The sequence below is a fragment of the Idiomarina sp. ST10R2A5 genome, assembly GCF_051842325.1.
GTDB lineage: Bacteria > Pseudomonadota > Gammaproteobacteria > Enterobacterales > Alteromonadaceae > Idiomarina > Idiomarina abyssalis.
Window position 1 is genome coordinate 1 of the sequence record NZ_JBNIEX010000028.1, and the last position, 280, is coordinate 280.

At 58.9% G+C, this 280-nt stretch carries 1 protein-coding gene; it reads left to right on the top strand.

What is annotated here, in order from left to right:
• Positions 1-280, top strand: a 280-nt coding sequence (locus ACP7FG_RS13000; protein WP_439226626.1) for a hypothetical protein, incomplete at both ends; no start/stop codon positions are given.

A 280-nucleotide genomic window follows, 5' to 3' on the forward strand; every position in this document is an offset into this window, starting at 1 on the left:
CGGCCGGTCTGCTTGTTCTTTCGGCCTGCACTCCGAAAGCGCCTGGCCATGTCCCGCCTTCCCCGGAAAACCCGGCAGCGCAGCCGACTGATGCCGATGCTCCAAATAAAGAGGGGCAAGCATCGGATGTGGCGGAACAAGCCCGCAAAGCCGTTCAAGCGCTGAAGGAAAAGAATCTGAAGCTCTTGTCCGGTTTGGCGCTCCCGGACAAGGGAATCCGGTTTTCGCCTTACGGGTTTGTCGACACCCGGAATGATCTTGTGTTCAAGCCGGAGCAGCT